Raw genomic sequence first — 21252 nt, forward strand, 5'->3', positions numbered from 1 at the left:
AGGGCCCGACCGGAGTCGGGCCCCTTCGCCGGCAGCACCGGGGCACTCAGGCCTGGATGCGGTTGCTCATCCACACCAGCATCGGCGGGATCTCGCGCCGCCACGTGTTGAAGTTGTGGCCACCGCTGTCGAGGATGATCGAGGAGACCCGGTCCGGGCCCTTGACCAGCTTGATGAACTTCCTGGTGTCACCGAGGTTAGGCTCGCCCGTCTCGCTGCTGGTGACGAGGAAGGACGTACCGCTCGGCTTCTTGTGCTCGATGCTGTGCAGGACGTCGGCGCGCTTCTTCAGGGCGCCGTCGCCGTGGAACAGGTCGCCGGTGGTCGGGTCGTCGGGCGCCTCGTAGTACGCGGACAGGCCCGCGGCGGCACCGAAGGTCTGGGGGTAGTGCGCGGCGATCTTCAGGGCACAGTAACCGCCCGTGGAATTCCCGATGAAGCCCATGTTCCTGGGGTCCTTGCCGACGCGGAAGGTGTCCGTGATGGCCTGCGGGAGGTCCTGCGCGAAGAAGGTCTCGGTCTGCGGGCCGCCGGGTATGTCAACGCACTCGGTGTCACGCGGGGGTGCGACTGTGGGACGCAGCATGACGAGGATCATCGGCTTCATCTTGCCCGCCTTGGACAGGCTGAAGGCCTTCATCGGGTAGTCGAGCCCTTTGATCAGGTTCTCTGCGGTGCCCGGGTAGCCGGTCAGCACGATGGACGCCGGGAAGTTCTGGTCCTTGTGCTGCGGCTGGAAGTACTCCGGCGGGAGCCACACGTAGCCGGGGCTCGTTATCTTCGACTTCTGCCCGGTTATGGCAACCTTCAGGATCTGACCGCCCACCTGGGGCTTCGCGCCACCGGGGACGTCCAGCTTCTGCTTGTCGACGACCTTGATGTCCTTGCTGCTCATCGAGTGGTCGACGACCTTGCCCATCGACGTCTCCTGACCGAACAGGTCGGCCCAGGAACCGTAGAAGAGGAACGACTTGTTGGCCGCGAGCCCCACAGCCGAGAACAGTGCCAGCTGGGTCGCCAGCAGCAGGCCGATCCGCCCGGCGAACGCGCGCCAGGTGCGGCCCGAGAGCTTCGGCCAGAACCAGACGGTGGCCGCGAAGAGCAGCACACCGGCGATGATGGCCAGCGCCAGGACCGTGTTACTGGTGAGACCCATGAGCAGTCAGTCGACTTTCTGATGGCAGGACTGGAAATTTCCGGCGGAAGAGTGAACCCGCTCCCCGTCGATGTCGTCCTAATGGACGCACCACACACACCGGAGGCTGTCGCGGCCTTCGGCCACATGATCTCTCGCGGAGCAACGGGAAGCGATGTCTAGCAGGATAGATGGCGATAAGTCGGGACAGGTTCCGAGCGGGGTACGCCGAATCCTCCGTGGCCCACGGCCGGAGTCGGTGCCCGGCCTGGTAGGTACGGCCGTCATGATCGTCGGCCTTCTGGACGTCGCGGCGGGAGTCTTCCCGCGGTTCCGTCACAGCCGGATCCACGCGGTGGCCGAAGTCCTGCCGGTGTTCGGCCCCTTCGCCGCGGCCCTCGCCATCAGCGCGGGCGTGCTGCTCCTGCTGCTCGCGCACGGCCTCAAGCGCCGCAAGCGCCGGGCCTGGAGGGCGGCGGTCGTACTGCTGCCGGCCGGCGCCGTGGCCCAGTTCGCGTACCGGCACTCGATCATCGGCGTGGTCATCGCGGCGGTGCTCTTCGCGCTGCTGCTGCGCCACCAGAGTGAATTCAAGGCGCTTCCCGACCCGCGCAGCCGCTGGAAGGCGCTCGCGAACTTCGTGCTGATGAGCGCCGGTTCCATCGGTCTGGGCCTGGTCATCGTCAACGTCCACCCGGGGCGGGTCGTCGGCAACCCGAGCCTGTACGAGCAGATCACGCACGTCGTCTACGGCCTCTTCGGCTTCGAGGGCCCCGTCGAGTACACGCACTCGGTGTCCTGGACCGTCGGGTACTCCCTCGGCGCCCTCGGCATGCTGACCGCGCTCACCACCATCTACCTGGCCTTCCGTCCCGAGCACCCGGCCGCCCGGCTCACCGCCGATGACGAGGGCAAGCTGCGCGAGCTGCTCGCCAAGCACGGCGGCCGCGACTCGCTCGGCCACTTCGCGCTCCGCCGCGACAAGGCCGTCGTCTTCTCCCCCAGCGGCAAGGCCGCCGTCACCTACCGCGTCGTCTCCGGTGTGATGCTCGCCTCCGGCGACCCCATCGGCGACGTCGAGGCCTGGCCCGGCGCCATCGAGCGGTTCATGGAGGAGGCCAAGGCCCACTCCTGGACCCCGGCCGTCGTGGGCTGCAGCGAGACCGGCGGCGAGGTCTGGACCCGCGAGACCGGTCTGGACGCCCTGGAGCTGGGTGACGAGGCGATTGTCGATGTCAAAGACTTCTCCCTCGCGGGCCGTCCCATGCGCAATGTCCGCCAGATGGTGAAGCGCATCGAGCGCAACGGCTACACCACCAAGGTCCGCCGGGTCAGCGAGCTGACCGAGAAGGAGCTGGAGCAGGTGCGCGGCGCCGCCGAGGCCTGGCGCGGCACCGACACCGAGCGCGGCTTCTCCATGGCACTGGGCCGGGTCGGCGAGGAGGGCGACGGCGACTGCTTCATCGCCACCGCCCACCGCGTCGAGGAGGGCGACACCAGCCCGTTCGGCGACCTCAAGGCCGTCCTGCACTTCGTGCCCTGGGGCAAGGACGGCATGTCGCTGGAGCTGATGCGCCGCGACCGCGCCGCCGACCCCGGCATGAACGAGCTGCTCATCGTGGCTTCGCTGGAGGCCTCCCCCGCGCTGGGCATCGAGAAGGTCTCCCTGAACTTCGCGATGTTCCGCTCGGCCCTCGCCCGCGGCGAGAAGATCGGCGCCGGCCCGGTGCTGCGGTTGTGGCGGAACCTGCTGGTCTTCCTCTCCCGCTGGTTCCAGATCGAGTCGCTGTACAAGTTCAACGCGAAGTTCCGCCCCCGCTGGGAGCCGCGCTTCATGGTCTACCGCACCCACCGCGACCTGCCCCGCATCGGCTTCGCCGTGATGCAGGCCGAGGGCTTCGTCACGCTGGCCCTGCCCCGGCTCTTCGCCAGCCGCCGCCCTCCCAAGCCCGAGCGCACCTGCGCCCACACGCACACCCACGCCAAGGTCCCTGCCCAGGCGGAGCGCGAGGTCCAGGCCGCGTAGCGGCTCGTACGTCTCCAGGGCCCCGGCAGCCGACGGCGCCGGGGCCCTGGCCTATCCAGGTCAGCCCTACCCTTGGACCTATGAACACGAAGCGCGGAGCCACCGGCAGGGGCCGGGTCGCAGGTCTGCCCGAGTGGGACCGCTGCGCGGTCATGGCCGTCGTCAACGTCACCCCCGACTCCTTCTCCGACGGCGGCCGCTGGTTCGACACCACCGCCGCCGTCAAGCGCGGCCTCGAGCTCGTCGCCCAGGGCGCCGACCTCGTCGACGTCGGCGGCGAGTCCACCCGGCCCGGTGCCACCCGCGTCGACGAGGAGGAAGAGCTGCGCCGGGTCGTCCCCGTCGTGCGCGGCCTCGCCTCCGAGGGCGTCACCGTCTCCGTCGACACCATGCGCGCGAGCGTCGCCGCGCAGGCCGTCGCCGCCGGCGCGGTCCTGGTCAACGACGTCAGCGGCGGGCTCGCCGACCCCGGGATGATCCCGGCCGTCGCGGCCGCCGAGGTGCCGTTCGTGGTGATGCACTGGCGCGGCTTCAGCGACGGCATGAACAGCCTCGCCGTCTACGAGGACGTACTCGCCGAGGTCACCTCCGAGCTCCGGGCCCGGATCGACGCCGTCGTGACCGGCGGGATCGCCCCCGAGCGGCTCGTCGTCGACCCGGGCCTCGGCTTCGCGAAGAACGCCGAACACGACCTGGCCCTCGTCGCCCACCTGCCCGAGCTGCGCGCCCTCGGCTTCCCCCTGCTGGTCGCCGCCTCGCGGAAGCGTTTCCTCGGCCGGGTCCTGGCCGGCGCCGCCGACGCCGCGCCGCCGCCCGCCCGCGAGCGCGATGCCGCCACCGCCGCCGTCTCCGCCATCGCCGCCCACCAGGGTGCCTGGGCCGTACGGGTCCACGAGGTACGGGCCACCGCGGACGCGGTTCGGGTGGCCCGCGCGGTGGAAGGAGCGCTGTGACCACCGACCGAGAAGGAGCCCTGTGAGCAGAACCGACATCGAAGCGGTCGAAGAGGTCAACACGGCCTTCTACGAGGCCATGGAGCGGGGGGACTTCGACGCACTGTCGGCGCTCTGGCTCGATGACGAGGTCTCCTGCGTACACCCGGGCTGGCCGGTGCTCTCCGGCCGCGGCGAGGTGCTGCGCTCGTACGCGCTGATCATGTCCCACACGGACTACATCCAGTTCTTCCTCACCGACACCAAGGTCGCCGTCATCGGCGACACCGCGCTGGTGACCTGTACGGAGAACATCCTCAGCGGCGGCCCCGCCGAGGACGGCGGGGAACTCGGCCCGCTGGTCGGTCAGCTGGTCGTCGCCACGAATGTGTTCCGACGCACATCCGAGGGCTGGCGGCTCTGGTCCCACCACGGTTCTCCCGTGCTCACGGAGTCCGACGAGGACGACGAGGAGGACGGCTCCTGACCCCACCGGCGGGGTCCGGGGTGTTTCGCAGGTAAATTCGAAGACGGACGACGCCGACCGCACTCGGCGTAGGCCCATGGCCCCGGGCAGCCCCGGGACCGGAAGCACCTACGAAAGCAGGAGTGATTCGCGTGGATCGTGTCGCGCTGCGCGGCCTCAAGGCTCGCGGGCACCACGGCGTCTTCCCCCGGGAGCGCGAAGAAGGCCAGACCTTCATCGTCGACCTGGTGCTGCACCTCGACACCCGGCCCGCGGCGGCCGGGGACGACCTGGCGAAGACCGTGCACTACGGGGTCGTCGCCGAAGAGGTCGTCGACGTGGTGCAGGGAGAGCCCGTCGACCTGATCGAGACCCTCGCCGAGCGGATCGCCCAGCAGTGCCTCAAGCACGAAGCGGTGGCACAGGTCGAGGTCGTCGTCCACAAGCCGGACGCGCCCATCACCGTCCCCTTCGACGACGTGACCATCACGATCACCCGGAGCCGCGCATGAACAACGGACTGAACACTCAGAGCGACCCCACCGTGCAGCCGGTACCCGCCTCCGTCGTGGAGACGGTCGACGCGGCGGACACCACCCTGTCCAACCCGAAATGGGCCGTCATCGCGCTCGGCGCGAACCTCGGCAACCGGCTGGAGACCCTGCAGGGCGCCATCGACGCCCTCGGCGACACCCCGGGCCTGCGGGTCAAGGCCGTCTCCCCCGTGTACGAGACCGAGCCGTGGGGCGTCGAGCCCGGCTCGCAGCCCGCGTACTTCAACGCGGTCGTCAAGGTGCGGACCACCCTGCCGCCGTCCTCGCTCCTGGAGCGGGGTCAGGCCATCGAGGAGGCCTTCGACCGCGTCCGCGAGGAGCGCTGGGGGCCGCGCACGATCGACGTCGACATCATCGCGTACGCCGAGGTGACCTCCGAGGACCCCGTCCTCACCCTGCCGCACCCGCGCGCCCACCAGCGCGCCTTCGTGCTGGCCCCCTGGAACGACATCGACGCGGAGGCGCAGCTCCCCGGTCACGGCGCCGTCGGCGCGCTCCTGGCCGGAATCGGCCTGACCGGAGTCACGGCGCGCCCGGACCTGGAACTCCGCCTCCCCGAGTAGTCGTTCGCGTCTCTGATCGGCTGCGTGATCCTGCGGCCAGGACTATGTCCGGGTACGGAATCTCCCACCGTGGAGGGGTGGCGTGGGCGTGGAGGTGAAATCCCGCGCCCAGTGGTGCTCCTCGTGGCCGGTGTCGGCCGGTGGGGGTGCTGATCGTCGTCACGCCCTGGTGCCGATCGGCTGCGCGGGGCAGCCGTCGCCGGTCCGTGTGAGCGTGTCCCTCCGGACGCTTTCCCGCCGGCCCCGAGGGTCGGGCGGGGGAGGGTGCCCTGCGTCGCCTGGGCGCGGGGCGTGCTGTCTTGTGCGGTGTGGCGCCGGTCCTGGACCGGTCCTGCCGCCTGGCTCTCATCGCGGTGGGTGTGATGACCGCGTCCGCTTCGAGTATGTCCACGACGGTGCGGATGGCCACGGAGCCTGTGGTGCGGTCGGTCACGCTCTTGCTCTGGTGGGTCAGGCCGCGTGCCGCGATGCGCTGCCAGGCACCCTGATCACGGTCTCCCTGCCAGCGGCAGCTGGGGCAGACGGCCCATTTCCAGCCGGATGTGGTGGGCCGGTCGGGGGCTTTGCGGTGCCGCAGTGGGGTGAGGCACCGGGGGCAGTGCTTGGAGGTGTTCCGGGCGGGGACGGTGACGACGGCGATGCCCGTCTCGGCGGCCACGTGCCGCATACGGTCCACGATCTGCCCGCGCACCTGCTGGGACAGGCGCGTGGTGACGCTGCGGCCCATCCCACGGGTTTCCAGCGACCGGAGGTCCTCGACGTAGATGACAGTCGCCCCGGCGGCGATGGCCTGGTCGACCGCCCACCGGGCGGAGGCCCACGCCAATGCGTCGTTCAGGCTCGACCGGCGTGCGGACACGTACGCGATCTCGTCGCTCAAGACGGTGTGTTTGGCCGCCAGGGCATGCTGCTCGTCTCCGGCGGTGAGTCGCCGGTAGTGGTCGGCCTTGGCATGCAAGCGCTCGCCCTGCCTGCGCAGCCGGTGCTGCTTGGCGAGGACACCAGCCGCCCGGAACATGCACCCGGACCCGAGAGCGGTGATCCGCCCGTCGTCGTGCAGCCGGGCCGCGCCCGCGCTGAGCAGGGTGTTCAAGCCCCAGTCCACGCCGAGCCCGACCGTGTGCCCAGTGCGGGCGGTCTTCGGCACCGGGTGGGTGTAGGGGAGATCGGCGCGTACGCAGCCCCTGGACAGACGAAGGGTGGGCAGGTGCAGCGCCGCGCCCATGGGGATCGTCGGCGGCAGGGAGACCGGGCAGGACACCCATGTCCAATCCCGGTATGACTGCGGGTCGGGACGGGTGGGAAGCTGCAAGCGCAGCAGCACACGGCCCGGCTCATCCGCCCGCTCGATGGTGGCCTGCTGCCTGTCACAGGTGGAAAGCAGCAGCATCCTTGCCGCCTGGGGCACTCCCTCCACCTCGAAGAGATCGGCTGGCATCGCGCCGTGCTTCCCGAGGAACGCGCTGATCTGCCGGGTGCGGCCCTTGAGGATGCTGGATGGCAGATGTTTCCCGTCCGGCACCGCCGCACGCACCGCATCCCACTCCCGTCCCGTGCGCCCTGCCGGGTCGGCGGGCCAGGTCGCAAGCACCCCGCCAATCAGGTCGGCACGCCACTTCACCGACCGCAATAGGCGTCCGGCCTGCTCCTGCGCCATGCGCACGATCCGGTCATTGACACGAACACCCTTCGGCGGCGCGACGGTCCATCCCAGGCGGCGCAGCGCCACGCACGCGTTGGGCGGCAACCTTCTGCCTCCGTAGTCCTCTCCGGAGGCGAGCACATCCACATCGGCGGCATTCCAGTGCGAAGCCAGCAGGTCGGCGACCATGCCGGCCACCAGATCGGCACACCAGCCGACCCGCTCCGCCAGCACGGACGAGGACAGCTGATCACCGCTCTCGTCGTCCACGCCCCTCCGCAACAGACCACGGGCACAAGCGGTCCGAGCGACCTCACCCCGGGCGAGCCGCACCCTCCGATTCACCGTTCGCCCCCTGCCGTCCAGTGCTGTCATCCGATCAACGACGACCCCAAAAGAAAGTCACGCATTCGACGCACAAACTCACATACGACATCCCCGCAGGACGGACATCACGGCGAGAACCCGACACGGTCGCTACGCATGCACAGCGAACTGTGCGAGCCTGTGGACTGCCTGACTGATCGGCGCGGAAAGCGGGGAACGGGCACGTGAAGCAACTGAGGCCTGCGGTCCTGGCGGGGATCTTCGTCGTCGCCGGGGTGCTGTCCTGGGCGGGTGCCCGCCTGTGGAACGCGTACGGCACGCTGCCGGGCGTTCCACTGGCCGCGCCAATCGTCCTGGGCGTCATCGCCGCGGTGCTGCTGGCGACGGCCCTGTCGATGCGCTCCCGCCTCAGGGCGCAGCGCGAGCGGCGGCCGGGGGCCAAGGGCGTGGAGCCGCTGATGGCGGCCCGCGCGGTCGTCTTCGGCCAGGCCAGCGCACTGGTGGCGGCCCTGGTGGCCGGCGCGTACGGCGGTGTCGGCATCTTCCTGCTGACCGACTCCCTCGACGTCCCCGCCCGCCGCGACCAGGCCTGGTACGCCGGCTTCTCGGTCCTGGCGGGCGCGGCGGTCATTGCCGCCGCGCTCTTCCTGGAGCACGTCCTCAAGCTCCCTGAGGACGACGACCAGCCCCCCGAGGCCGCGTCCCGCGCCTAGGTCTCCCACGGCGTGCGGACCAGATGCCCGTTCACGAGAAAGTCTGGGTGAGGGGTGAGCCCGAAGTCGTACAGCGTGGACGGCTTGGTACTCGGTGCGCGCAGCGTGACGGACCTGACCTCGACCCATGCCGACTCATCGAGTTCGACGGGGTGCTCCTCCGCCTGGAACGTCCCGCGCGTCGGCCAGCTGTCGGCGACCACGAGCTGCGATGCCGAGCCACTCGGGCGGGGCGTGAACCGCGCGCCGATGATCTCGGCGAGCTCCGCCAGAAACAGATAGCCGAACTGGTATCCCGGCTGAATCGAAAGCCGTTCCCGGCTCAGCTTGCGCGCGTGAGCCCAGGCCACCACGGTGCCGACGGCGTCGCGTGCGTGGGTCCATCCGTCAGGGGTTCACAGCAGCTGATCGGGAGCTACGGCGAACGTCGCGTGGTCCGTCGTCACGTCGACGAGTGCGCGGGTCCTCGCCGCTCGCACGTCGGTGACCACGGTCTGTTCAGTCCGGCCTTCCCGCAGTGTCCATAAGTGATCTCCTGGGCGGACATCGCAGGCCCGGAGCCGCCCGCCAACAGTGTTGACGGTCTGCCTACTCGGTAGACCCCAAAGCACCGGTCCCCTCTGTGAAGTCACGGAGGGGAACCGTAGCGGACAGCACTGACAATCCGACTAGCGCGCCATGATGAGGCTCATAGCCTCAGCTCGGGTGGCCGTGGCGCGGAGCTGGCCGCGGACCGCGGACGTGGTGGTCTTGGCACCCGGCTTGCGGATGCCGCGGACCGACATACACATGTGCTCGGCTTCGATCACCACGATGGCACCGCGCGCGTCGAGGATCTCCATCAGGGAGTCTGCTATCTGCGTAGTAAGACGTTCCTGCACCTGCGGGCGGCGAGCGTAGACGTCCACGAGGCGGGCCAGCTTCGACAGGCCGGTGATCTTGCCGTTCTCCGCCGGGATATAGCCGACGTGGGCGACACCGTGGAACGGCAGCAGGTGATGTTCACACAGAGATACGATTTCGATCCCCTTCACGAGGACCAGCTCGTCGTGTCCCAGGTCGAACACCGTGGTCAGCACATCCTCGGGCTTCTGCCACAGACCGGCCAGGATCTCCCGGTACGCCCGCGCCACGCGCGCCGGCGTCTCCAGAAGGCCCTCGCGGTCCGGGTCCTCGCCGACCGCGATCAGGAGTTCACGTACGGCCGCTTCGGCCCGCTTCTCGTCGAACTCGCCGATCCTGCCCTCGCCACCGGTCAGGGTCACTGGGTCGGTCATCTGTTCCTCGTTCCTTTGAAAACTGCAGCGCCCCCCAGGCTAGAACCTGGGGGGCGCTGCTTCCATTCCGGGTGGATCAGGCCTCCGGGCGGTCCTCAGGGGCCACCTCGATGCCCTTCTCCGTGGAGACCGGCGTGACGGCGGTCGCCGCCGAGGTGCCGTTCGCCGAGTTCGTCAGCTGGAGCTCCTTGGGAGAGAGCACCGGCGGACGGGTGGAGGGGGTGCGGCGGGAGGAGCCGGTCCACGCGGGGCGGGCCGGACGCTTCACGATCGTGGAGAAGATCTCGGCGATCTGCTCCTTGTTCAGCGTTTCCTTCTCCAGCAGCGCGAGGACCAGGTTGTCGAGAACGTCGCGGTTCTCGACGAGGATCTCCCAGGCCTCGTTGTGCGCGGTCTCGATGAGCTTCTTGACCTCTTCGTCGACCAGCGCCGCGACCTCTTCCGAGTAGTCCCGGGGGTGCGACATCTCGCGGCCCAGGAACGGCTCGGTGTTGTCGCCGCCGAACTTGATCGCACCGAGACGCTCGGTCATGCCGTACTGCGTGACCATGGCCCGCGCCGTGGCGGTGGCCTTCTCGATGTCGTTCGCCGCGCCCGTGGTCGGGTCGTGGAAGACCAGTTCCTCGGCCGCGCGCCCGCCCAGCATGTACGCCAGCTGGTCGAGCATCTCGTTGCGCGTGGTCGAGTACTTGTCCTCGTCGGGCAGGACCATGGTGTAGCCCAGTGCCCGGCCGCGGGACAGGATCGTGATCTTGTGGACCGGGTCGGAGTTCGGGGAGGCCGCCGCGACCAGGGCGTGTCCGCCCTCGTGGTACGCGGTGATCTTCTTTTCCCGGTCCGACATGATCCGGGTCCGCTTCTGCGGGCCCGCCACGACGCGGTCGATCGCCTCGTCCAGCGAGTGGTTGTCGATCAGCTTCTTGTCCGTACGGGCGGTCAGCAGGGCCGCTTCGTTGAGGACGTTGGAGAGATCGGCACCGGTGAAGCCGGGCGTACGACGGGCGACCGCGCCCAGGTCGACGTCCGGGGCGACCGGCTTGCCCTTCTGGTGGACCTTGAGGATCTCCAGCCGGCCCTGCATGTCGGGACGGTCGACCGCGATCTGCCGGTCGAAGCGGCCCGGGCGCAGGAGCGCCGGGTCGAGGATGTCCGGACGGTTCGTGGCGGCGATCAGGATGACGCCGCCCTTCACGTCGAAGCCGTCCATCTCGACCAGCAGCTGGTTGAGGGTCTGCTCGCGCTCGTCGTGACCGCCGCCGAGACCCGCACCGCGGTGCCGGCCGACTGCGTCGATCTCGTCGACGAAGACGATCGCCGGGGCGTTGGCCTTGGCCTGCTCGAACAGGTCGCGGACACGCGAGGCACCGACACCGACGAACATCTCGACGAAGTCGGAACCGGAGATCGAGTAGAAGGGGACACCGGCCTCGCCCGCGACGGCGCGCGCGAGCAGGGTCTTACCGGTGCCGGGCGGGCCGTACAGCAGCACACCCTTGGGGATCTTGGCGCCGACGGCCTGGAACTTCGCCGGCTCCTGGAGGAACTCCTTGATCTCGTGGAGTTCCTCGACGGCCTCGTCCGCGCCCGCGACATCGGAGAACGTCGTCTTCGGGGTGTCCTTGGTGATGAGCTTGGCCTTGGACTTCCCGAAGTTCATGACCCGGGAGCCGCCGCCCTGCATCTGGTTCATCAGGAACAGGAAGACCACGACGATGAGGACGAAGGGCAGGAGCGAGAGCAGCACGCTCAGGAACGGGCTGGTCTTGTCCGGAGTGACGGAGTAGCCGTCCGGAATCTGACCGGCTTCGTACTTGGTCTGGAGGTTCTGGGCGAGCTGGACGCCCTGATCCCCGATGTAGTTGGCCTGGAACTTGGTGCCTTCGTGCTTGCCGAGCTTCTGGTCCTTCTTGAGCTCGATCTTGATCATCTGGCTGTCGCCGGTGGTCAGCTTGGCTGTCTCCACCTGGCCACTGTTGATCGCCTTGATGACCTCGCTGGTGTCCACCGACTTGTAGCCGCCGCCGGAGCCGACGACATTCATCAACACGACCACGGCGAGGACGGCCAGCACGATCCACATGACCGGCCCACGGAAGTATCGCTTCACGTCCATCCATACGGGGCGCCAGGCACCCCGTCCCTCCTGCCCGTAGGTAAATGCTGCTGTGAGTAAAGACTGTTCTTCGGAATGTACCCCTGTATTGTCACCCGCGGCCTCGTGGGACGGCTGACAGACCCGCTTTCCCCTGCTCCAACGGCGGGAATCGCCCTCAGGTTCCCCGGAGCCCGCACAGGCGCCCCGGGGACGGGAACGGGAACAGGGGCCGGAGCGGGATCAGCCGCCGTAGACGTGCGGGGCGAGCGTGCCGACGAACGGCAGGTTGCGGTACTTCTCCGCGTAGTCGAGGCCGTAGCCCACGACAAACTCGTTCGGGATGTCGAAGCCGACCCACTTCACGTCGATCGCGACCTTCGCGGCGTCGGGCTTGCGCAGCAGCGTGACGACCTCCAGGGAGGCCGGCTGGCGCGAGCCGAGGTTCGACAGCAGCCAGGACAGCGTCAGACCGGAGTCGATGATGTCCTCGACGATCAGGACGTGCTTGTCCTTGATGTCGGTGTCCAGGTCCTTGAGGATCCGCACCACGCCGGAGGACTGGGTCCCGGCGCCGTACGAGGAGACCGCCATCCAGTCCATGGTGAGCGGGGTGGACAAGGCGCGCGCCAGGTCCGCCATCACCATCACCGCGCCCTTGAGGACGCCGACGATGAGCAGGTCCTTGCCCGCGTATTCCGCGTCGATCTTCGCGGCCAGCTCGGCCAGCTTCGCGTCGATCTCTTCCTTGGTGATGAGCACCGACTGGAGGTCGCCGCCCATGTCCTTCTCGTCCACCCGCATCACTTTCGTTGTCGACCGGGGCTCCGGGGGTGCCCCCGGAGGACTCAGCCGTGTTTCAGCACCAATCAGCCCTGCCGAATGACCAGTCTGCCACCCTGACGCTGGGCCTCGACCCGGCCGGGCAGGTTGATGGCGCCCTGACCGCGCCATCCGGTGATGAGACGGTCCACTTCCTCGATGTGCCGGGCGAAGAGCGATCCCGAGGGGGAACCCGCGGCGACCACGGCCCTGCGCAGGACCCGGCGGCGGACGGCCGGGGGCAGGGCGTACAGCTTGGCGCACTCCAGGCGGCCGTCCTCGTCCCGGACGCCGGTCTCCGCCTCGGCGGCCCAGGCGTCCAGGGCGTCGGCGTCGTCGCGGGAGAGCTGGGCGGTGCGGGCGAGCGCCTCCACGACCCCCTTGCCCAGCGCCTTCTCCAGGGCGGGCAGTCCCTCGTGGCGCAGGCGGGAGCGGGTGTAGGCGGGATCGATGTTGTGCGGGTCGTCCCAAACGGGGAGGGACTGGACCATGCAGGCCTTGCGGGCGGTCTGCCGGTCGATCTGCAGGAAGGGGCGGCGGTAGCGGTGGCTGCGGCCGGGACCGCCCGAGACCTCCGCCATGCCGGAGAGCGAGCGGATGCCGGAGCCGCGGGCGAGGCCCAGCAGGACGGTTTCGGCTTGATCGTCCCGGGTGTGGCCGAGCAGCACGGCGGCGGCGCCCAGCCGGTCGGCGGCCTCGTCCAGGGCGCCGTAGCGGGCGTCGCGGGCGGCGGCCTCGGGTCCGCCCTCGCGGCCGACGCGCACGGCGACGGACTCCACCGGGTCGAGGCCGAGGGCGGTCATGCGGCTGACGACCTCGGCGGCGCGCAGGTCGGAGCCGGCCTGGAGCCCGTGGTCGACGGTGATGCCGCCGGCCCGGATGCCGAGCTTGGGGGCCTCGAAGGCGAGGGCCGAGGCGAGCGCCATGGAGTCGGCGCCGCCGGAGCAGGCGACGAGGACGAGCGGCAGCGCTCCCCCGCGGGTGTCGGCGCGGGCGGTCCGCCCGGACCGGGTCGGGGGGAGGTCGGTGAGGTCGGTGAGGACGTCGTGGAGTACGCGGCGGACCGCCAGGCGTATCGCCGCGACCGCAGGATGGGGACCCATGTCCGGTGCCCTTCGATGGTGTTCGGATGCCTCGGAGGCTTGGGGGTGCTGCCCGGTTGCCCCAGGAGACGGGGAATGTCACTCAGAGTGCGTCGATGGTGACAGAGCCGAGCCGTTCCCCGAGCATCGCACGCCCTTCCACGGCCCACGGTCCCTCGGACGGGTGATGCTGCTTCCCCCAGTGAGACATGTTTACGCCCCCTGCGTCACGCCTTTTCGCTCTCTTCGCTCCCCTTGCGGTGGACCCGGGCCACCCAGTCCGCCGGCCGGGCGATCTCCGCCTTGGTCGGCAGTGTGTTCGGGGAGGTCCAGACCCGGTTGAAGCCGTCCATGCCGACCTGGCCGACGACGGCGCGCACGAAGCGCTCGCCGTCGCGGTACTGGCGCAGCTTGGCGTCGAGGCCGAGCAGCTTGCGCAGGGCGACGTCGAGGCGGCCCGCCCCGCTGGCCCGGCGCTGCTGGAACTTCTCCCGGATCTCGGCGACCGAGGGCACCACCTGCGGACCGACCCCGTCCATGACGAAGTCGGCGTGGCCCTCCAGCAGGGACATGACGGCGGTGAGGCGGCCCAGCACCTCCCGCTGCTCGGGGGTCTGCACGAGTTCGACGAGGGAACGGCCCTCCTCGGCCCGCTCTGCGTCGGGGCGGGCGCCGGCGAAGGACTGGGCGGCGTCGCGCAGGCGCTCCAGGACGGACATCGGGTCCAGCTCGGTGGCGCCGAGGAACGTCTGGATCTCGCCTTCGAGGTGGTCGCGGAGCCACGGGACGGCCGTGAACTGGGTACGGTGCGTCTCCTCGTGCAGGCAGACCCACAGCCGGAAGTCGTGCGGGCTCACTTCCAGCTCGCGCTCGACGTGCACGATGTTGGGCGCGACGAGCAGCAGCCGGCCGCCCTGCGCCGCCGAGCCGGGAAGGTCGCGGGAGACCGGCGCGAAGGTCTCGTACTGGCCGAGGACCCGGGAGGCCAGGAAGCTGAGCAGCATGCCCAGCTCGACACCGGTGACCTTGCCCCCGACGGTGCCGAAGACGGCCGCGCCGGGGGTCCCGTCCCGGCGTTCCTGCATCTTGCCGAGGAGCGGCTGGAGCAGCTCGCGGAAGCCGGCCACGTTGGCCTTGATCCAGCCGGCCCGGTCGACGACCAGGACCGGGGTGTCGTGGGCCGGCGTCCCGTCCTGGATCATCCGGGTGAACTCGCGTACGTACCGTTCCGAGGTTCTGGCGTGCCCGCGCAGTTCCGCGACGACGGCCCGGGCCTCGTCCCGGCTGACCTCCGGGCCGGGCCGCACCAGCCGGGTCGCGGTCGCCACCGCGAGGTTCCAGTCGACCATCTCCGCACCACTGATGCTCGTCATGCGTCAACCGTACGTGGACCAGGCCTTCAGCGGACCCCCTGCGGAGTGCCGGCCACCGCCGCGGCGAGCTTGTCGAGGCCCTTCTCTGCAGCCGGGCCGTCGGCGCTGTTCGCGGTCAGGAAGGCGAAGGCGAGGAGTCGGCCGGACGGGTCGACGACGGTGCCCGCGAGGGAGTTCACGCCGGTCAGGGTGCCGGTCTTGGCGCGGAGCAGGCCGGCGGCCGGGGAGCCGCCGGCGTTGCGGGTGCGCAGGGTCCCGGTGAACCCGGCGACGGGCAGTCCGGTGAGGACCGGGCGCAGTTCGGGGCGCTCGGGGTCGGCGGCCTTGGCGAGCAGCCCGGTCAGCAGGCCGGCGCTGATCTTGTCGGACCGGCCCAGGCCGCTGCCGTCGGCGAAGCGGGAGCCGGACACGTCGACGCCGAGGGCGGCGAGGCGGTCGGTGACGGCCTTCTCGGCGCCTTCGAAGCTGGCCGGCTGGCCGGAGGCGAGGGCGGTCTGGCGGGCCAGGGCCTCGGCGATGTCGTTGTCGCTGTTGGTCAGCATCCGCTCGACGAGGCCGCCCAGCGGGGTGGAGAGGGTGGCGGCGAGCGGCTGTGCGCCGTCCGCGGCCGTGGCCCGGGCGGGCTGGCCGGTGACCTTGATGCCGCGCTCGGTCAGCAGGGCGGCGAAGGAGCGGGCGGCGTCCTTGGCGGGGTCGGCGGTCCGGTCCACCGGGCCGGAGGTGGAATCGTCGGGCCGGCCCTCGTCGGCGGCGAGGGCGGTGACGGGTGCGATGTTGGGGTTCTCGCCGATCGGGTGGCGGGCGGGGCCGCTGTAGAGGCTGTCGTCATAGCCCACGGTCACGGTGTCGGTGCCGGCGGCCTTGAGGGCCTGGGCCGTGTCGGCCGCGAGGGCGACGAGGCTGCCGCCGGATCCGGCGGGGCTCTTCTTCTTGGCGGTGAGGGAGGGGTCGCCCCCGCCGACGAGGAGGATCTGCCCGGGAGCGGCGCCGGGCACGACGGTGGTCCTGATCCGGTGCTCGGGTCCGAGGGCGGCCAGGGCCGCCGCGGCCGTGGCGATCTTGATGGTGGAGGCGGGGGTCATCGCGTCCCGCGCCCCGGACTCGTACAGCACCTGCCCGGTGGCGGTGTCGACGACCGAGGCGGTACGGACGGTGCCGAGGGCCGGGTCGGCGAGGAGCGGCCGCAGCACGGCGGCGAGGCCCTCGGAGGCGGCCGCCGCCTCCGTGCGCGGGGTGCCGGGGCCGATGCCGACGAGTACGCCGGCCGCGCTGGGGGCGGCCTGCGGCAGGGCCCCGTCGCCGTGATCTGCGCCACCCGTACGGCCCCAGGAGGCGGCCTTGTCCCGCTCGGCCTTACGCTGGCCGGAGTCCCACGGACCGGCGGCGGTCACCACTGCCACCGACAGGGCGAGGCCGGCGACGGCCGAGCCCGCGGTGAGCTGCCACGTCTTGACCAATGGCACCTCGGACCAGCCCCTTTCGCGATCACACATATGCGTGAGGGACACTTAACCACTGCGTCTTGCCGCGAGCATGGCACCCCACCCGGCTGGGGGCACCTCCCAGCGGTAGCTGGGGGAGGCTGGTCCGGACGCGCACGCAGTCCAATCGAAGCAGTCTCGAAGCAATGAAGCTGATCATGGAGGAGCAGGACGTGGAGTTCGACGTCACCATCGAGATCCCCAAGGGTTCGCGGAACAAGTACGAGGTGGACCACGAGACCGGCCGGATCCGTCTGGACCGTCGCCTCTTCACCTCGACCAGCTACCCGGCCGACTACGGCTTCGTCGAGAACACCCTCGGCGAGGACGGCGACCCGCTGGACGCGCTGGTCATCCTTGACGAGCCGACCTTCCCGGGCTGCCTGATCAAGTGCCGCGCCATCGGCATGTTCCGCATGACGGACGAGGCGGGCGGCGACGACAAGCTGCTGTGCGTGCCGGCCTCCGACCCGCGTGTCGAGCACCTGCGCGACATCCACCACGTGTCCGAGTTCGACCGCCTGGAGATCCAGCACTTCTTCGAGGTCTACAAGGACCTGGAGCCGGGCAAGTCGGTCGAGGGTGCGAACTGGGTCGGCCGCACCGAGGCCGAGGCCGAGATCGAGGCCTCGTACAAGCGTCTTGAGGCCCAGGGCGGCCACCACTGAGCTCGGGCTCGGCGGTAACGGGCCGGGGGAATCCCCCGCGCCCCCTGTGACATGGCGGGCGGTACCCCTGCGGGGGTGCCGCCCGCTGTCGCGTCCGGGGGCGGGTGACATCCGGGCGGGCCGGGGTACGCGGGGGAGGAAACGGTTCCGCATACTGGTAGCGCGGGTGATCACGGACTGGAGGGCGCGTGGCGGAAGCCGATGGGGTGGAGGACCGGAAGCCCCAGTCCGACGAGGCGCGGAGCGCCTTCACTGCGCCGCCCGGGATGGAGCCGGACGTTCACGAGGAGGATCAGCCCACCTCGGAGTTCGCCCTTCCGGCGGGCACCGGGACGGTGCAGCCCGAACCCGGGGGATCGGCCTTCGCCGCCCCCGCCACCTACAGCGCCGCGCACTCCCCGCCCGCCTACACGCCCGGCCAGGGGTTTCCCGTCGCCGGCCTGACGGAGTCCCCCTGGCAGGACCGGATGCGCACGATGCTGCGCATGCCGGTCGACGTACGGCCCGTCCCCGACCTGGTGCAGCGGCAGACCGAGACCGGGCCCGCCGTGGGCCGCGTGCTCGACCTGACCCTGCGCATCGGCGAGCTGCTGCTCGCGGGCGGCGAGGGCGCCGAGGACGTGGAGGCCGCCATGTTCGCGGTGACCCGTTCCTACGGGCTGGACCGCTGCGAGCCCACCGTCACCTTCACCCTGCTGTCGATCACCCACCAGCCCTCGCTGGTGGACCACCCGGTCTCGGCGAACCGGACCGTGCGCCGCCGCGGCACCGACTACAACCGGCTCGCGGCCGTCTACCGGCTGGTGGACGACATCAGCGCCCCCGAGATCGACGTCTCCCTGGAGGAGGCCTACCGGCGCCTCGCCGAGATCCGCCGCAACCGCCACCCGTACCCCGGCTGGATGCTCACCGCCGCGGCCGGGCTGCTCGCCGGGGCCGCTTCCACCCTGGTCGGCGGCGGGGTGCTGGTGTTCTTCGCGGCGGCGCTCGGGGCAGTGCTCGGCGACCGGCTGGCATGGCTGTGCGCCGGGCGCGGGCTGCCGGAGTTCTACCAGTTCGTGGTCGCGGCGATGCCGCCCGCCGCGATCGGGGTGGCGCTGAGCATGACGGGGATCGACGTCAAGGCCTCCGCCGTGATCACCGGCGGGCTCTTCGCGCTGCTGCCCGGGCGGGCCCTGGTCGCGGCCGTGCAGGACGGCCTGACCGGGTTCTACATCACCGCCTCCGCCCGGCTGCTGGAGGTCATGTACCTCTTCATCGGCATCATCATGGGCGTGCTGGTCGTCCTGTACGTCGGGCTGCAGTTCGACGCCTCCCCGCGGCCGGAGGAGGTCCTGCAGATCCAGCAGCGGCCGCCGCTGCAGATCGCGGCCTCGATGGTGCTGGTCTTCACCTTCGCGATCCTGCTCCAGCAGGAGCGCTCCACCGTGTGGATCGTGACGCTGAACGGCGGGGTCGCCTGGGTGACCTTCGGAGCCCTGCACTACGCGGGCGGCATCCCGCCCGTGCCGTCCACCGCCATCGCCGCCGGGCTGGTGGGCCTGTTCGGGCAGCTCTTCTCCCGCTACCGCTTCGCCTCCGCCCTGCCGTACACGACCGCGGCGATCGGACCGCTGCTGCCCGGTTCGGCGACGTACTACGGGCTGCTGCTGATCGCCGAGGACCGGCTGAACGAGGGCCTCGGCTCACTGGTGAACGCCGCGGCCATCGCCCTCGCCATCGCGATCGGGGTCAACCTGGGGTCGGAGACCTCACGGCTGTTCATGCGGATCCCGGGGGCGGCCAGCGCCGCCAAGCGTCGCGCGGCCAAGCGCACCCGCGGCTTCTGAGGGGCACGAGAACGCCCCGGCGGCCCTTGCGGGGCCTCCGGGGCGTTCGTGCGCCGTACGGGCCGCACGGGCCGACAGGCGGGCCTCAGCGCTTCGCGTGGCGGCGGCGCTGACCCTGCGTCTGGGAGCCGTCGGCCTCGAAGGGCTCCTCGGCGGCGTTCGCCTTGTTCTCCTTGCGGGCCTTGAGGACCTCGAAGATCACCGGGATGAGCGAGACGAGGACGATCAGGACCAGGATCGCCTCGATGTTGGTCTTGATGAGGTCGATCTGGCCGAGCCAGTAGCCCGCGATCGTGATGCCCGCGCCCCAGCCGATGCCGCCGATGACGTTGTACGTCAGGAACGTGCGGTACTTCATCGAGCCGGCGCCCGCGACCATCGGGGCGAAGGTGCGGATGATCGGCACGAACCGGGCGAGCACGATGGCCTTCGGGCCGTGCTTGTCCATGAACTCGTGCGCCTTGTCGAGGTTCTCCCGCTTGAAGACCTTGGACTTCGGCCGGTTGAAGAGCTTCGGCCCGAAGAACTTGCCGATCATGTAGCCGACCTGGTCACCGATGATCGCGGCGGCCGAGATCAGCGTGCAGACCAGCCAGAGCGGCTGCTTGATGTACTCGCCGTTGGCGACGAGCAGACCCGCCGTGAACAGCAGCGAGTCGCCGGGCAGGAACGCGAAGAGTCCCGACTCCGCGAAGACGATGACCAGGATGCCGATCAGTCCGAAATGCGAAATCAGGTAGTCCGGGGACAGCCACTGAGGGCCGAGCGCAAGCGTGTACACGGTTTCCGGACTCTCCTGGATCGGGGGGCGTGCTGCGGAGCGGGCGGTCTCAATTATCAACGCACACGACCCCCGCCCGGTTCCAGAGCCGGAGGGGGTCGCATGAGTGACGATTCGGCTACGCCTTGCGCACGGCGTTGGCCGTGATCGCGTCCCGCAGGTGCTCGGCGAGACCGGGCCCCATCGCGTCGTAGAACGCCTTGAAGCGCTCGTCCGCCACGTACATCTCACCGAGGCACGTGTGCATCTCGTACGGGCAGTCGTAGTACCAGGTGGAGATGTGCAGCCGGTGCTCCTCTGCCAGGTCCATCGCGCGCCCGCCCTCGGCGGGCTCGCCGGCCTCCATCAGCGCCGCGTAGCGGGCGCCCCAGTCGGCGACCTGGTCCTGGATCCTCTTCCAGTCGTCCTTCGTGTACGAGGCGGCCCGCCGCTGCGACTCCGCATAAGCCTCGGTGCCGCCCCAGCGCTGCTCCGCCTCCTGCGCGTACTGCTCGGGGTCCTTGTCCCCGAAGACCTCGAACTTCTCCTCGGGCGTGAGGTTGATGCCCATCTTCTTCGCCTCCATGGCGTGCTCAACGGCCTTGGCCATCTGCTGGAGCCGGGCGATCCGGTCGGTCAGCAGGGCATGCTGCCGGCGCAGATGCTCCCGCGGATCCGATTCCGGGTCGTCCAGCAGGACCGCGACCTCGTCGAGGGGGAAGCCGAGCTCCCGGTAGAACAGGATCCGCTGCAGCCGGTCCAGGTCGGCGTCGTCGTACCGCCGGTGACCTGCGTGGCTGCGGCCGCTCGGGGAGAGCAGGCCGATCTCGTCGTAGTGGTGCAGGGTGCGCACCGTGACTCCGGCGAATCCGGCGACCTGGCCCACGGAGTAGCCCATCGCTTCCGCTCCTCTGGTTGGGTAACGCCCTTCACTGTGGGTCCTCACGCCACGTGAGGTGCAAGCCCGGAGTGCTAACCCATGGCCTTGGTGCCGTCGATGGATTCGCGGATGACGTCCGCGTGGCCCGCGTGCCGGGCGAATTCCTCCACCAGGTGCAGGAGCATCCAGCGCATGGAGACCTTGCCGTCCTTGGGGAACCAGGGCGCCGGGGGGAGCGGGAAGGTCTCGTCGAGGCCGGGGAGGGCCGCGACGAAGGCCGCCGTCTCCGCCGCGACCCCGTCCCAGAAGGCCAGGACGTCCGGGATGCCCTCGCCCCCGACGAGGCGGAAGCCCTCGCTCCACGTCTCCCTTCCGCGCTGCCGCTCGTTCGGCTGCTGCTGGGCCATCCGCAGCCAGGCGAGCTCCACCTCGGCCGCGTGCTTCAGCAGCCCCGACAGCGACAGCTCGCTGGCGCTGGGGCGGCTCGCGGCCTGCTCCTCGGTGAGCCCGAGCACGGACCGGCGCAGCGCCGCGCGCTGGGCCTCGACGAAGGCGAGGAGCGTGCCGCGCTCGTCGCCGGGGACCTCGGGGGAACTCTGGGTCATGGTCTGCCGCCTCCGTGTTGCCGTC

19 protein-coding genes and 1 pseudogene are annotated in these 21252 nt (G+C 70.3%); 8 read left to right on the forward strand and 12 right to left on the reverse strand.

The window, feature by feature from the left end; all coding sequences use genetic code 11:
* Nucleotides 1-46 precede the first annotated feature (46 nt).
* Nucleotides 47-1156: an alpha/beta hydrolase gene (locus tag ACFCZ1_RS25855; RefSeq protein ID WP_376680648.1), complete on the reverse strand. Its 1110-nt coding sequence runs from the start codon at nt 1154-1156 to the stop codon at nt 47-49.
* Between the two features lie 154 nt (nt 1157-1310).
* Here ACFCZ1_RS25855 and ACFCZ1_RS25860 point away from each other — a divergent pair, with 154 nt between their 5' ends.
* From ACFCZ1_RS25860 to folK, 5 genes are all read left to right on the forward strand, one after another.
* Nucleotides 1311-3161, forward strand: coding sequence for a phosphatidylglycerol lysyltransferase domain-containing protein (locus ACFCZ1_RS25860; protein ID WP_376680649.1), 1851 nt, complete (start codon nt 1311-1313; stop codon nt 3159-3161).
* 80 nt (nt 3162-3241) lie between these two features.
* Nucleotides 3242-4114, forward strand: a complete 873-nt coding sequence (gene folP / locus ACFCZ1_RS25865; RefSeq protein ID WP_376680650.1) for a dihydropteroate synthase — start codon at nt 3242-3244, stop codon at nt 4112-4114.
* A 22-nt stretch (nt 4115-4136) separates the two neighbouring features.
* The gene (locus ACFCZ1_RS25870) at nt 4137-4580 is read left to right on the forward strand and encodes a nuclear transport factor 2 family protein (RefSeq protein ID WP_376680651.1); all 444 of its coding nucleotides are present in this window, start codon (nt 4137-4139) and stop codon (nt 4578-4580) included.
* A gap of 131 nt (nt 4581-4711) precedes the next feature.
* On the forward strand, nt 4712-5071 hold the full coding sequence (gene folB, locus ACFCZ1_RS25875; protein WP_030010912.1) for a dihydroneopterin aldolase: 360 nt from the start codon (nt 4712-4714) through the stop codon (nt 5069-5071).
* Nucleotides 5068-5676, forward strand: coding sequence for a 2-amino-4-hydroxy-6-hydroxymethyldihydropteridine diphosphokinase (gene folK, locus ACFCZ1_RS25880; RefSeq protein ID WP_376680652.1), 609 nt, complete (start codon nt 5068-5070; stop codon nt 5674-5676). Before folB ends, folK begins: the two co-directional genes overlap by 4 nt.
* Here folK and ACFCZ1_RS25885 read toward each other — a convergent pair.
* Nucleotides 5636-7588, reverse strand: a complete 1953-nt coding sequence (locus ACFCZ1_RS25885; protein ID WP_376680653.1) for a zinc ribbon domain-containing protein — start codon at nt 7586-7588, stop codon at nt 5636-5638. The genes folK and ACFCZ1_RS25885 overlap by 41 nt on opposite strands.
* Before the next feature lie 281 nt (nt 7589-7869).
* Here ACFCZ1_RS25885 and ACFCZ1_RS25890 point away from each other — a divergent pair, with 281 nt between their 5' ends.
* Nucleotides 7870-8358, forward strand: a complete 489-nt coding sequence (locus tag ACFCZ1_RS25890; RefSeq protein WP_376680654.1) for a DUF3180 domain-containing protein — start codon at nt 7870-7872, stop codon at nt 8356-8358.
* Here the strand turns inward: ACFCZ1_RS25890 and ACFCZ1_RS25895 are convergent.
* The 7 genes from ACFCZ1_RS25895 to dacB form a co-directional block, all read right to left on the reverse strand.
* Entirely contained in the window at nt 8355-8711 is a 357-nt protein-coding gene (locus tag ACFCZ1_RS25895) for a hypothetical protein (protein WP_376680655.1), read from the reverse strand. The two genes, ACFCZ1_RS25890 and ACFCZ1_RS25895, sit on opposite strands and share 4 nt — an antisense overlap.
* 315 nt (nt 8712-9026) lie before the next feature.
* Nucleotides 9027-9635 carry a GTP cyclohydrolase I FolE gene (gene folE, locus ACFCZ1_RS25900; protein ID WP_376680656.1) on the reverse strand — a complete coding sequence of 203 codons (609 nt, stop codon included), beginning with the start codon at nt 9633-9635 and terminating at the stop codon, nt 9027-9029.
* Between the two features lie 76 nt (nt 9636-9711).
* On the reverse strand, nt 9712-11748 hold the full coding sequence (gene ftsH, locus ACFCZ1_RS25905; protein ID WP_376680657.1) for an ATP-dependent zinc metalloprotease FtsH: 2037 nt from the start codon (nt 11746-11748) through the stop codon (nt 9712-9714).
* 222 nt (nt 11749-11970) lie between these two features.
* The gene (gene hpt, locus ACFCZ1_RS25910; protein ID WP_362394741.1) at nt 11971-12531 is read right to left on the reverse strand and encodes a hypoxanthine phosphoribosyltransferase; all 561 of its coding nucleotides are present in this window, start codon (nt 12529-12531) and stop codon (nt 11971-11973) included.
* 65 nt (nt 12532-12596) lie between these two features.
* A complete protein-coding gene (gene tilS, locus ACFCZ1_RS25915; protein WP_376680658.1) occupies nt 12597-13652 on the reverse strand; it encodes a tRNA lysidine(34) synthetase TilS in 1056 nt (351 codons plus the stop codon).
* Nucleotides 13653-13858: 206 nt separating this feature from the next.
* Nucleotides 13859-15004 (reverse strand): zinc-dependent metalloprotease, encoded by a 1146-nt coding sequence (locus ACFCZ1_RS25920; RefSeq protein ID WP_376680659.1) that lies wholly within the window; start codon nt 15002-15004, stop codon nt 13859-13861.
* A 26-nt stretch (nt 15005-15030) separates the two neighbouring features.
* A complete protein-coding gene (gene dacB, locus ACFCZ1_RS25925; protein ID WP_376680660.1) occupies nt 15031-16497 on the reverse strand; it encodes a D-alanyl-D-alanine carboxypeptidase/D-alanyl-D-alanine-endopeptidase in 1467 nt (488 codons plus the stop codon).
* A 161-nt stretch (nt 16498-16658) separates the two neighbouring features.
* Between dacB and ACFCZ1_RS25930 the strand changes: the two genes are divergently transcribed.
* Both ACFCZ1_RS25930 and ACFCZ1_RS25935 read left to right on the forward strand, forming a co-directional pair.
* Nucleotides 16659-17153, forward strand: coding sequence for an inorganic diphosphatase (locus ACFCZ1_RS25930; RefSeq protein WP_008742522.1), 495 nt, complete (start codon nt 16659-16661; stop codon nt 17151-17153).
* 188 nt (nt 17154-17341) lie between these two features.
* Nucleotides 17342-18982 (forward strand): threonine/serine exporter ThrE family protein, encoded by a 1641-nt coding sequence (locus ACFCZ1_RS25935; RefSeq protein WP_376680661.1) that lies wholly within the window; start codon nt 17342-17344, stop codon nt 18980-18982.
* Nucleotides 18983-19115: 133 nt separating this feature from the next.
* On the opposite strand, the pseudogene ACFCZ1_RS25940 reads toward ACFCZ1_RS25935, so the two are convergent.
* The 3 genes and pseudogenes from ACFCZ1_RS25940 to ACFCZ1_RS25950 form a co-directional block, all read right to left on the reverse strand.
* Nucleotides 19116-19763: pseudogene (locus ACFCZ1_RS25940) on the reverse strand (DedA family protein); the annotation flags it as partial.
* A 118-nt stretch (nt 19764-19881) separates the two neighbouring features.
* Complete coding sequence (locus ACFCZ1_RS25945; protein ID WP_376680662.1) at nt 19882-20640, reverse strand: MerR family transcriptional regulator; 759 nt, start codon at nt 20638-20640, stop codon at nt 19882-19884.
* A 74-nt stretch (nt 20641-20714) separates the two neighbouring features.
* On the reverse strand, nt 20715-21227 hold the full coding sequence (locus ACFCZ1_RS25950; protein WP_376680663.1) for a DinB family protein: 513 nt from the start codon (nt 21225-21227) through the stop codon (nt 20715-20717).
* Between the last annotated feature and the right edge of the window lie 25 nt (nt 21228-21252).

Source organism: Streptomyces sp. NPDC056224, from assembly GCF_042267665.1.
In the GTDB taxonomy this organism is placed as follows: domain Bacteria; phylum Actinomycetota; class Actinomycetes; order Streptomycetales; family Streptomycetaceae; genus Streptomyces.